This window comes from Shewanella sp. SNU WT4, from assembly GCF_006494715.1.
Classification (GTDB): Bacteria; Pseudomonadota; Gammaproteobacteria; order Enterobacterales; family Shewanellaceae; genus Shewanella.
In genome coordinates, this window is sequence record NZ_CP041151.1 from 2714428 (window position 1) to 2726852 (window position 12425).

The 12425-nt window shown below is 46.1% G+C and carries 12 protein-coding genes; 8 read left to right on the forward strand and 4 right to left on the reverse strand.

The features are described from left to right. The first annotated feature begins 123 nt into the window (after positions 1-123). From rnt to FJQ87_RS12205, 3 genes are all read left to right on the forward strand, one after another. Positions 124-849: a ribonuclease T gene (gene rnt / locus FJQ87_RS12195; RefSeq protein WP_140932854.1), complete on the forward strand. Its 726-nt coding sequence runs from the start codon at positions 124-126 to the stop codon at positions 847-849. 379 nt (positions 850-1228) lie between these two features. Further along, positions 1229-2548 (forward strand): Na+/H+ antiporter family protein, encoded by a 1320-nt coding sequence (locus FJQ87_RS12200; protein ID WP_140932855.1) that lies wholly within the window; start codon positions 1229-1231, stop codon positions 2546-2548. Between the two features lie 97 nt (positions 2549-2645). Beyond that, entirely contained in the window at positions 2646-3221 is a 576-nt protein-coding gene (locus tag FJQ87_RS12205; RefSeq protein WP_140932856.1) for a TspO/MBR family protein, read from the forward strand. A gap of 55 nt (positions 3222-3276) precedes the next feature. Here FJQ87_RS12205 and FJQ87_RS12210 read toward each other — a convergent pair whose 3' ends face one another. The 3 genes from FJQ87_RS12210 to upp form a co-directional block, all read right to left on the reverse strand. After that, positions 3277-3522, reverse strand: coding sequence for a Rho-binding antiterminator (locus FJQ87_RS12210; protein WP_206194342.1), 246 nt, complete (start codon positions 3520-3522; stop codon positions 3277-3279). A gap of 230 nt (positions 3523-3752) precedes the next feature. Then, on the reverse strand, positions 3753-4244 hold the full coding sequence (locus tag FJQ87_RS18775) for a hypothetical protein (RefSeq protein WP_206194343.1): 492 nt from the start codon (positions 4242-4244) through the stop codon (positions 3753-3755). A gap of 204 nt (positions 4245-4448) precedes the next feature. Continuing rightward, positions 4449-5075, reverse strand: coding sequence for a uracil phosphoribosyltransferase (gene upp / locus FJQ87_RS12220; protein WP_140932858.1), 627 nt, complete (start codon positions 5073-5075; stop codon positions 4449-4451). 362 nt (positions 5076-5437) lie between these two features. Here upp and purM point away from each other — a divergent pair, with 362 nt between their 5' ends. The 4 genes from purM (at position 5438) to asnB (ending at position 10010) form a co-directional block, all read left to right on the forward strand. Further along, positions 5438-6475, forward strand: a complete 1038-nt coding sequence (gene purM, locus FJQ87_RS12225) for a phosphoribosylformylglycinamidine cyclo-ligase (protein WP_140932859.1) — start codon at positions 5438-5440, stop codon at positions 6473-6475. Next, positions 6475-7119: a phosphoribosylglycinamide formyltransferase gene (gene purN, locus FJQ87_RS12230; protein ID WP_140932860.1), complete on the forward strand. Its 645-nt coding sequence runs from the start codon at positions 6475-6477 to the stop codon at positions 7117-7119. Before purM ends, purN begins: the two co-directional genes overlap by 1 nt. Positions 7120-7243: 124 nt before the next feature. Beyond that, complete coding sequence (locus FJQ87_RS12235) at positions 7244-7990, forward strand: HAD-IIA family hydrolase (protein WP_140932861.1); 747 nt, start codon at positions 7244-7246, stop codon at positions 7988-7990. A 358-nt stretch (positions 7991-8348) separates the two neighbouring features. Continuing rightward, on the forward strand, positions 8349-10010 hold the full coding sequence (asnB, locus tag FJQ87_RS12240; protein ID WP_140932862.1) for an asparagine synthase B: 1662 nt from the start codon (positions 8349-8351) through the stop codon (positions 10008-10010). 163 nt (positions 10011-10173) lie between these two features. On the opposite strand, the gene FJQ87_RS12245 is transcribed toward asnB, so the two are convergent. Then, positions 10174-11493: an IS4 family transposase gene (locus FJQ87_RS12245; RefSeq protein WP_140932863.1), complete on the reverse strand. Its 1320-nt coding sequence runs from the start codon at positions 11491-11493 to the stop codon at positions 10174-10176. A gap of 221 nt (positions 11494-11714) precedes the next feature. Between FJQ87_RS12245 and FJQ87_RS12250 the strand changes: the two genes are divergently transcribed. Next, positions 11715-12344 (forward strand): DUF2238 domain-containing protein, encoded by a 630-nt coding sequence (locus FJQ87_RS12250; protein WP_240778715.1) that lies wholly within the window; start codon positions 11715-11717, stop codon positions 12342-12344. Positions 12345-12425 lie beyond the last annotated feature (81 nt).

The window sequence follows — 12425 nt, forward strand, 5'->3', positions numbered from 1 at the left end:
ATCACTTACATTGGACTATCGGCATATTTTTTCACTTCTTTAGCTTAAAATTTGGGCATTTGCGCATGACACTCAAGGCCTCTTTGCGCATAATAGCCCTCCGTTTTTTTATCAGGCTTTACTATGAGTGATTCGTTTGACGCAAACTTACTTAAAAACCGCTTTCGTGGTTACTTTCCCGTTGTTATTGACGTCGAAACCGCCGGTTTTAATTCCAAGACAGATGCACTCTTAGAAATTGCTGTCACCATGCTCGCTATGGACAAAGACGGCCAACTCAGCATTGATAAAACTTTGCATTTCAATATTGAACCTTTTGAAGGCGCTAATTTAGAACCTGAAGCCTTAGCGTTCAATGGCATAGACCCTACCAATCCGTTACGTGGTGCTATTAGCGAGAAAGAAGCCTTTTTAACTATCTTCAAAGAAGTTAAAAAAGCGCAAAAGGCTGTAGGTTGTCATCGCAGTATTATTGTGGCGCACAATGCCGCTTTTGATCATGGCTTCGTTTCTGCTGCCATTGAGCGCATTGATTTAAAGCGTAGCCCTTTTCACCCGTTTGCGACCTTAGATACCGCAACCTTGGCGGGCTTAGCTGTCGGTCATACCGTGCTGGCTAAGGCCTGTAAAATGGCAGGCATTGCCTTTGATAATAAAGAAGCGCACTCAGCCTTGTACGACACTGAGCGCACGGCCGAGCTATTTTGCTACATAGTTAATCGTTGGAAAGCCCTTGGCGGTTGGCCGATGCCGGTTGCCGATGCTGAAGCTGATGTGGAAACTGAAGTTGCCATCGAAGCTCCTGCTGACACTGCTGCTACCACCACGGCAGATCATGCGGCGAGCTAAGCGCACGCAAACAGCTTATAAGTCATATTGATGACCTCCTGCGGCTTCGGCTGCGGGAGGAATTAAAAACCGCCGTGCCGTCATAAAGCGCCCCGCCCGATTCATGGCACAAACTACAGTTGCCCATTGCCATCCTCCACAACAATAAGCCGCAATAATAAGCAGCAACAAGCCGCCACAGTCAGCCCGCACCACACCAGTTCACAATAGCAAAACACCTTAATCACATACCGCGCGCACACTTTACAGACAATTATCATCAACAGAACTGTCAGTAATAGTTATGTTGAAAATTATCAAACTAGCCATTGAAATGCTGGACAGTCAGGCATCTTGCCGTCAAGATTAACTTTTTTAGCGCTAACAATAAGAAATTATCATGAACTCAGTCGTTATTGCAGTTTGTTTAATGCTAGCCCTCAGTCTAGCGCGAGTTAATGTGGTAATCGCATTAACCATTAGTGCCTTGGCTGCTGGTTTAATTGGTGGATTAGATGTACATCAAACCATTTCAGCCTTTAACACAGGTCTAGGTGGCGGCGCGCAAATCGCCCTCAGTTATGCCCTCTTAGGTGCCTTTGCCGTAGCTCTGTCCCACTCAGGCTTAACCACCTTAATTTCCCATAAAGTCATTCGCTCATTAGGCCATGCGCCCTCCGCCAAAAATACTAATGTGGTGCGTTGGACCTTACTGCTGATTTTATTGGCGATGGCTGTGTCATCCCAAAATATTTTACCCATACACATCGCCTTTATTCCTATTTTGGTGCCGCCATTACTGCATGTAATGACCAAGCTAAAGCTGGATAGACGTTTAGTAGCCTGTGTGCTGACCTTTGGTTTAGTGACTACCTATATGGTGTTGCCAATCGGTTTTGGTGGCATATTCCTTAACGATATCTTGTTAGCTAACCTTAATAGCAATGGCTTGAATGCCACCTTGGCGCAAATCCCAAGCGCTATGATGTTGCCAGCCTTAGGTATGTTCACTGGTTTATTGATTGCCATCTTCATTAGTTATCGCCGCCCGCGCGAATACAATGAGCAGCAAGTATTAACCGCAGAGCCTGAAGAAAAAATCCATCCTAAAAGTATCGCCATTGCTCTTGTCGCGATTATCTCGACTTTAGCCGTGCAGCTTTACACGGATTCGATGATCTTTGGCGCCTTAGTGGGCTTTATGATCTTCTCTACCAGTGGCGCCCTTAGGCATGTAGCCGATCAAGACATCTTTAACCAAGGTGTGCGCATGATGGCTAACATTGGCTTTATCATGATTGCCGCGGCAGGTTTTGCCGCTGTGATTAAAGCCACAGGTGAAGTGAGCTCCCTAGTTGATGCCATTGAATTATTGATTGGTGACAACAAGCCTATGGCGGCGTTACTGATGTTAGTGGTGGGCTTATTGATTACTATGGGCATTGGCTCATCATTCTCAACCATTCCTATTATTGCCACCATCTATGTGCCATTGGCGTTAAGTTTTGGCTTCTCAGTGCCAGCCACTATTGCCTTAGTCGGCACAGCAGCGGCGCTCGGTGATGCGGGCTCGCCAGCTTCAGATTCAACTTTAGGGCCGACCGCAGGTCTTAATGCTGACGGCCAGCATGATCATATGCGCGATAGCGTGATCCCAACCTTTATCCACTACAACATTCCGTTACTGGTGTTTGGCTGGATAGCGGCCATGGTGTTATAAGCGCCAATAGATTGTAGATATACCTCACGGGAGCCTTTGGCTCCCGTGTTGCTTTAAGGTAAGTTAAGGATGCAGTTACCTAACATAAGGATATGAAATGACACCATTCTCGGCGCGTAAGCAAGTGGTAGGCTTCATCGCTTGGTTGCTATTAAGTTATGGCGCCTCCGCGCTCGGCGCCATTGCCTCTATTCAAGCTAAAGCCTTTTATGCTGAACTGTTGCAACCAGCATGGGCGCCGCCCGCTTGGGTATTTGGCCCCATGTGGACCACTTTATTTACCTTAATGGCCATTGCCGCCTGGTTGGTATGGCGTCAACCAAGTGGGTTAAGCATTGAGCCACATGCGCTTGCACAAGATGCACAGCCCCCCCACAGCCTTAACGCAACAGCGCAAATACAGGCGCGCCATAAACGCTTAGCCTTAGGGTTGTTTGTGGTGCAATTGGGAGTAAATGCGTTGTGGAGTTGGCTATTTTTTGCGTGGCATTTAGGCCTGTTCGCCTTCGTGGATATCTTAATGTTACTTGGCCTAATTCTGGCCACCTTAATGGCCTTCTACCGAGTCCATAAAGTCGCTGGCTTTTTACTACTGCCCTATTTTCTCTGGGTCAGTTTTGCTGCCATCCTGAGCTACTTTTTGTGGCAGAATAATCCAACACTACAGGGCTAATGCACAGACTAAGTTTGAAAGTGAGATCTAGCCCAAGCGCTAGCTTGGGCTTTAGTTAAGCGTCAAAACTCACGCGCGTAAAATGCGGATTATCGACAGTCACTTCAAGGATGGCTAAGGTATCTAATACCACTAAGCAGTCGCTGCCATTGACCTCTACCTTGATGCATTCTTGCTTAGCCAGATTACGCACAGTATCTAGCGCAACACCTGCAATCACCTCAGTATTTTTGAGGGTGAGTTTTACTGGATAACGGTATAAACAGACGATTTCAATATAATCGTACTGATGGCAATTCATATAAACCATCCTTAGGCTGCGCCTATGTTTAGCGTTAGTGGCCAAGGTCAACGAGTGATTAAGCTAACCTTCAGCATCCGATTTAGCAATCAGGGTGTAGTACAAACTAACTTAAAGAAGCCAAGATTTAATGTATATAGATGTATTTGCTTTAACTCTCGCTGGGTTCGCTACCAATCTCTTGATTGATAACGTCATTTAACCAACTATCGCGCCTTAGTCCCCCTTTGTTAGCCACCGTAAATCACGGCCTCTGGTATTTGATATTGCTCGTAATCATTGACCTTGATGAGCCATTCATCGCCGTTCTTAGTGGCTGTAACTGTGGAATCGGCGGCGGTGACCTTATCTCCAGTAAAGCTTAAGATACGCTCGAAACCACCAGGCGGCGTGATATGAACCTCGGCATGACCTGATTTACCGCGAATAACCCCAAAATCACACTGCGCGGCACCAAGCTTTGTATCCCCCATGGCACAAGTGATTTTACCCATCGCGTGATATGGCGTGTTTTCGACCTTGGCATCATGCAAAGGTGCATCGCTTACAAATCCCGCCTTGGCATTTTCAGCTTGGGTTTTGTTGAGATCACAACCTTGCAATTCAGAAACCTGCGTACAGCCTGAACGCTCAAGCTGCTGCCGGTATTTATCATTGATAGCATCGGCAGAAAAACTTGATAAACCAGTAATCACAAGCACAGATATCAGTTTGATGTTCATTTGAAATGTCCTTATTTCAAGTCATTAATTATGAGGTTGCCAGATTGGCTGCTGCCATTTAACAGCTAGGTTAGATATTGAGTCTATAAAAGCACATAGGCTTACGCTAATGCTAGAGGATTTTTGAATAACAAAAAAGGAGCCTATGGGCTCCTTTATTCAATGCGTTAGCTAGCTAGTAATAGCTAAAACACGGCAAGTAACTTACTTAGTACCGAAAATCTTATCACCCGCATCGCCTAAACCTGGCAGGATATAGCCTTTTTCATTTAAGCACTTATCAATTGAGGCAGTGTAAAGCTCAACGTCTGGGTGGGCTTTTTCAAGGGCAGCAATACCTTCAGGCGCAGCGACTAATACCAAGGCTTTGATAGAAGTACAACCACGCTTCTTGAGCAGATCTAAGGTAGCGATCATAGAGCCGCCAGTTGCCAACATAGGGTCAACCACTAAGGCGATACGCTCATTCATGTCGCTAGCCAGCTTCTCGAAATATGGCACTGGCTCTAAAGTTTCTTCGTCGCGATAAATACCAACAACTGAGATACGCGCGCTAGGAATGTGCTCTAGTACACCGTCCATCATGCCAAGACCCGCACGTAAAATAGGTACTACAGTAACCTTTTTACCTTTGATTTGATCGACTTCAACAGGACCGTTCCAGCCATCAATAGTGACTTTTTCAGTTTCAAAATCAGCAGTCGCTTCGTAGGTCAGCAAGCTGCCAACTTCCGCCGCCAGTTCACGGAAACGCTTAGTGCTAATATCACCTTCACGCATCAGACCAATTTTATGGCGAACCAGTGGATGTTTAACCTCGACAACTTTCATTGTTTTCTCCTGCTTAATTTTTATTGTCAAGCTAACCAGTCAGCTTGACTCTTCAATGCGCTGAAACTCGCTATTACTGCATTAGTACGCCTGAGCTTAAGGCGTTGCAACGTTTTAAAAAGCAAATTTGGTGGATATTAGACAATTTGCCTGTAGGAATAAACATAAACTTGGTCAATATCGCAAAATCGTGAACCAAGTCGACATTATTCACCAAACCGCAATAAAAACAGGCTGATTTTGCATAATTTGCATAATCAGCGTTCGCCACAAGGGAAAGTGCGCGGGTATTATGCCCATGAGCAAAATGCTAGAATGCCCGCATAAGAACACTCTTATCACTTGTACCCAAGAGGATCGCCGTGAGCACCCCGACCCCACTGAGTTATAAAGATGCCGGTGTAGATATCGACGCCGGAAATGCCCTAGTCACTAACATCAAATCTGCCGTAAAGCGTACCCACAGACCCGAAGTTCTCGGTAATCTTGGCGGTTTTGGCGCCCTGTGTGAACTCCCCACTAAGTATAAGCAGCCTGTGCTAGTGTCTGGCACCGATGGTGTTGGTACTAAATTGCGCTTAGCGATTGATTTCAAGAAGCATGATACCGTTGGCGTTGATTTAGTCGCTATGTGTGTCAATGACTTAATCGTTCAAGGCGCAGAACCTTTATTCTTTTTAGATTATTACGCCACGGGTAAATTGGACGTTGCGGCAGCGACAGCTGTCGTTAATGGTATTGCCGATGGTTGTCAGCAATCTGGCTGCGCACTGATTGGTGGTGAAACCGCCGAAATGCCTGGTATGTATGAAGGTGATGACTACGATCTGGCAGGTTTCTGTGTCGGTGTAGTAGAAAAAGCTGATATCATTGATGGGTCTAAGGTCACAGCGGGCGATGCCTTAATCGCTTTGGCCTCAAGCGGCCCTCACTCTAACGGTTATTCGTTAATCCGCAAAGTGTTAGAAGTGAGCCAAGCCGAGCCCCAACAATTGCTTGCTGGCAAACCGCTGATTGAGCACTTGTTGGAACCAACAAAAATTTATGTAAAGTCGTTATTAGCATTGATCGAGCAATCTGACGTTCACGCCATGGCACACATCACTGGTGGTGGCTTTTGGGAGAATATTCCGCGCGTATTGCCAGACCACTGCAAGGCCGTAATTGACGGTAAATCTTGGCAGTGGCCAGCAATATTTAACTGGATTCAAGACGCTGGTAATATTGAGCAATACGAAATGTACCGCACCTTTAACTGTGGTGTAGGTATGATAGTCGCGTTGCCAGAATCAGCAGTGGATGAAGCGCTCTCTCTATTGTCTGCCCACGGTGAAACTGCTTGGCGTATCGGCACCATTGCCAAGCGCAATAACGACGAAGAGCAAGTGGAGATCCTTTAATGGAATCATGCTGTCGCATCCTGGTACTCATTTCTGGCCAAGGTACTAACCTTCAAGCCATTATTGATGGTTGTTTTGATAATCTCAATGCCGACGTTATCGGCGTCATCAGTAACCAAGCCGATGCTTATGGTTTAGTACGCGCGCATCAACATGAGATTGATACTAGTTGCGTACTGGTCCATGACGATGAAAGCCGCGAACAATACGACCAGCGCTTAATGGTGGCGATTGATAAATATCAGCCTGATTTAATCGTGCTGGCTGGTTTTATGCGGATTTTAGGTGAAGAGTTGGTGCTTAAATATCAAGGACGTATGATCAACATTCATCCGTCATTGTTACCTCGTCACCCAGGGCTGAATACTCACCAGCGCGCTATGGATGCAGGCGACACTGAACATGGCTGTAGCGTTCATTTTGTCATTCCAGCCTTAGATGCCGGCCCAGTGATTTTGCAAGCCAAAGTACCTGTGTACCCAGAAGACAGCATTGAAGTGCTAGCTGAGCGTGTCCATGAGCAAGAACATGCCATTTACCCATTAGTGGTTAAATGGTTCAGTCAAGACCGCCTGCGCCTCATTGATGGCCAAGCTTATCTTGATAATAAGCTCATAGGTGTTAATGGTTACGCGCCAGACTAAACTCCTCGACTTGAAAAAAACGGCCTTTATGGCCGTTTTTTATGCCCATTTTCAACCTAAATTCATTCCCTCCGCTGGCTAATTCCTCTACATTGACCATAGGTTTATTTACCGGAAGTGACTGATGAAAAGTGTTATTTGTGATATCGATGGCGTGCTGTTGCACAACAATCGTTTAATACCTGGCAGCGACCGCTTTATCCACCGCTTGCTTGAACAAGGAAATCCGCTCGTTATTCTGACCAATTACCCAGTACAAACCGGCAAAGATTTACAAAATCGACTGGGAGCCGTGGGCATTGAAGTCCCAGAAACCTGTTTTTATACCTCGGCCATGGCCACCGCCGACTTCTTGACCCACCAGCACGGCGATAAGGCCTTTGTCATAGGTGAAGGCGCCCTCACCCATGAACTCTATAAAGCCGGATTTACCATTACCGATATCAACCCTGATTTCGTGATTGTGGGTGAAACCAAATCTTATAACTGGGATATGATCCATAAAGCAGCGCGCTTTGTGGCTAATGGTGCGCGTTTTATTGCGACTAATCCTGATACCAACGGCCCAGATTACAGCCCAGCGTGCGGCGCATTGTGCGCCCCGATTGAGCGCATCAGTGGCAAAAAACCTTTTTATGTGGGAAAACCCAGCGCTTGGATTATTCGCTCGGCGCTTAACAGCATAGATGCTCATTCAGAAAATACCGTGATCGTGGGTGACAACATGAAAACCGATATTTTGGCAGGCTTTCAAGCTGGACTTGAAACTATTCTGGTTACATCTGGCGTGAGTCAACTAGCTGATATTGATAAAGAACCTTTCCGGCCGAACCATGTGTTTGAGTGCGCGGCCGATATTGACGTAGTTTAAACAAGCTTAAACTTAGCGAGTCACTAGTGTTTGCTGTGTCATGCCGACACAAACGTTCAAAAAGAAGCCGATTAGCGGCTTTTTTATGTTTAAGCAAAAAAATAAGCCTAAGCATCAATTCATTAAAACACCCGCAAAAACCAAACCAGCAATTACACAAGCAACAATAAAACAAACGAAATAATGAATATACGCAAATCAAAGCACGCAGATAACACGCTCATATTCAGCTAAAACACCAAAATAACGAACAAATCACAAAAACGACATTTGATCATCTCAGCAGTCGGTGGCAGACTCTAGTTATCGACATTATATCAACGCCTTGATATTAAATTACTTTGAGCTGGAGTTCGCCATGTGTTCTATTTTTGCCATTCTTGATATTCAAACTGATGCTGATAGCCTGCGCCCGATTGCGTTAGAAATGTCAAAACGCCTACGTCACCGCGGCCCCGATTGGTCTGGAATTTATCAAGACGATCACGCTATTTTGGCCCACGAACGTTTAGCCATTGTGGACATTGAGCATGGCGCTCAGCCACTCTATAGCCAAGACAACAGCTTAGTATTAGCGGTAAACGGTGAGATCTATAACCACAAGCAATTGAAAGCCGATCTCGGCGATAAATACAGCTATCAAACCAACTCAGACTGCGAAGTTATTTTGGCGTTATATCAAGAATATGGCTGCGAATTCTTAGACATGCTCAACGGAATTTTCGCCTTTGTGTTATACGACAAACGCACAGGTAGTTATCTGATTGGCCGCGATCATATGGGCATTATCCCGCTTTATACTGGCCATGATAGCGCTGGCAACATGTATGTTGCCTCAGAAATGAAAGCCTTAGTGCCAGTATGTAGCCATGTGGCCGAGTTTGCTCCAGGTCAATATCAGCAATCAGGCCAAGCGCCAGTGCGCTACTACGTGCGTGATTGGATGGAGTATCAAGCAGTTGCTGACAATGCAGCTAGCAGCCAAGAAATCAGGCAAGCGCTGGAAGCGGCGGTTAAACGCCAATTAATGTCTGACGTGCCTTATGGTGTGCTGCTCTCTGGCGGCTTAGATTCATCGGTCATTTCAGCCATTACTCAAACCTATGCTAAACATCGCATTGAAGATAACGATGCATCGGATGCTTGGTGGCCACAATTGCATTCATTTGCCGTAGGTCTGCAAGGCGCGCCGGATCTAGCCGCCGCGCAAAAGGTCGCGGCCGCCATAGGCACAATTCATCACGAAATCCATTTCACTTTCCAAGAAGGTTTAGATGCTATTAGTGATGTTATCTATCATCTAGAAACCTATGATGTCACTACCATTCGAGCCGCTACACCTATGTATTTGATGGCGCGTAAAATCAAAGCCATGGGGATTAAAATGGTGTTGTCGGGTGAAGGCGCCGATGAACTGTTTGGCGGTTACCTGTACTTTCATAAGGCACCTAATGCTGAAGCCTTCCATGAAGAGTTAGTGCGTAAACTTGATAAACTGCATCTATTTGATTGTCTGCGCGCCAACAAAGCGATGGCCGCTTGGGGATTAGAAGCGCGTGTGCCTTTCTTAGATAAAGAATTTATTGATGTTGCCATGCGCACTAACCCGCAAGCCAAGATGTCTGGCAAGGGCAAGATAGAGAAGCATATTTTGCGTGAAGCCTTTGCTGATGCACTGCCAGAATCTGTGGTATGGCGTCAAAAAGAGCAATTCAGCGATGGCGTGGGCTACTCATGGATTGATGGCTTAAAAGAAGTAGCAGCAGCCAAAGTGTCTGATAAAGATATGGAAAACGCTCACTTCCGCTTTCCTTATAACACGCCAACCACCAAAGAAGCCTATTTCTATCGTGGTTTCTTTGAGCAGCATTTTCCACTGCCAAGCGCCGCAGAAACTGTGCCTGGGGGGAAATCAGTGGCCTGCTCAACTCCTGAAGCATTAGCGTGGGACGTTAGCTTGCAAGGCATTATAGATCCGTCTGGTCGCTCAGTACGTGAAGTGCATACCGCAAGCTACTAATGCCAAGTAACTAATGCCAAGTAACTAATGCCAAGTAACTAATGCTAAGCGACTGATGCCAAGCGACTAAGGCTTAGGTGATTAAGTGCTAGTGATTAGCTAGCACCATAAAGACTGCTGTTAACAATAACCAACGCCCTGATTAGTTCATAATGCCACTCGCTTAAGAGCGAGTGGCATTTTTACTTGGATATTTCACTGTTTTCTTTAGCACCACACGCGGGTAGCTGGGCCGCTTCCTCTTTGGGGGTAAAATCAACCTTTTGCCATTTTCCCTCAGTCGTTTTAAGTGCTGTGGGATCGCTCCCGGACTCCCTCTGTCACTCCAACCAAACTCATCCTGTATTAAAAACAGGGCATTAATGAAACTTATCCTCTGTGGCTCAACTTTATGCTGCACTGCCATTGCGGCCATCTCTAGCCGAACAATATTGTAGGTCGTTAAGATCCCCCATAATTCTTGATACACCCCATCCTTCTTCTTACTGCGCAGGACTGGTTTATTTTCCAGTTGATATTGCTTTAGCTCACCATAACCCCTCTCTATCTCCCATCGCTGCCAATACACCTTGAGTAAATCGTTCACTGGATAGCTGTTGGGGCATAGGCAGGACGTGATAAACCCTTTGATATCACCTTTGGGTGACGGAATAAGGATAAGGCGGGCTTGCCAGCTCTCCCCCAGATAAGGCGCTTGCTGTTGAGCTTGGGGTGATACCGGCATCTCAACCAGATGGTCATACTCTGAGAATGACTCGATAATTTGATAGCGGGTCTTAGACTTTATCGGGGTTAACCAATGGGTGTTTGCACCGCTTCCTTGCCAGCTGATGAGCAATTCGGCAGACATAAACCCACGGTCAAACAACGTGAGCGAATTCTCGGGAGCTGAGCCAACCAATTGCTGTGCATAGTGAATTTCACTGTGGGTAACAGGCCCGAAAGCCGCATCAGAAAGTAAGTGGCTACGAGTAGACATTAAGGTGACCGCCAGCACAGAGGGAAAAGAAGCCGTGCTTTGTGCAAAGCCAAAGTGATGGTTTTCTTCAGTGTTATGCGTCTTAAAATACGTCCCATCAACACTGAGCAATTTCAATCCCGCTATCTCATCAAATTCGCACTGTGTTTCCCACTGTGCAGCGGTTGTTTTGAACAGATAACGCATGGGCTCTGAACCCAACTTTTCTTTGGCTTTGATGATACTACTGGTCGCCAGTGGCGGGAGCTCCCCCTTGGAGTCGGGAAATGCCAGTGAGAGCGTATCACAGACTTGCTGAATCGAGCGGTTACGCATCAAACCAATGCCTAGAACCAACCAAACAGCTTGCTCTGCAGGGAAACGGCGGGTTCGAAGCGAGGCCCTGCCAGTTTGTTGCACAGCCTCAGCTACCCAATCCATGGGAACATGTTTGGCGAATACATCAATATCTTGCGCTTGGCAAAATTCAGCGGTAACGAGTAGCTCTTTAGAAAATTCAGACATAAAAAAATCAGCTGCAACTTAGGTTGCGGCTGATTATGAAGCCCTTGAAAGATCGTTCAACTACTTAAAACGATCGGCATTATGATTAGTTCAGGGCTTTTTTATGGCACAAGATAGGGCTACATGAGTGCTAAAAAAAATAGCAATAAAAATTCAATACGCAAGACACTGTAAATCCAATAGAATTAATTATGACCAATTGTTCACTACTGAGAGTAAGTATGCCAACAGCCACCAAGATGACCCCAGCAGCCATTGCTTGGATGCTAACCTTCATGATTGTATTCATTTGGTCAGCCTATCAACCCTTTGACCGCTTTACTTGGGTGTTGGAAGTCGCTCCCGCTGTGATTGGCGCTTTAGTGTTGATAAGCACTCGCCAGCGCTTTGCATTAACGCCGTTACTGTATGTCTTAGTGTTGCTGCATTGCATCATTTTACTGGTGGGCGGTCATTACACTTATGCTGAAGTACCATTATTTGATTGGATAGCAGAGCTCACTCATTCAAGTCGCAATAACTATGACAAACTGGGCCATTTTGCCCAAGGCTTTGTGCCTGTCATGCTGGCTCGCGAAATTTGCTGGCGCCAACAAGTGTTTAGCACTAAGGCGTGGGGCAATTTCTTTATCGTGTGCTTTACCTTGGCATTCAGTGCCTTTTACGAATTGATTGAATGGTGGGTAGCCATTGCCACAGGCGAAGGTGCTGACGCGTTTTTGGGTACCCAGGGCTATATTTGGGATACCCAATCAGACATGGGATTTGCCTTATTTGGCGCCATCATGGCGTTATTACTGTTGTCAGCATGGCATGACAAGCAACTGCAACAGCTGCAGGTTCAGAGCTAATATAGTGGCTTGAGGGCTGACGTGTTCTTACATGTCAGCCCCTAGATATCAGGACTTAGATATCAGGACTTAGATATCAGG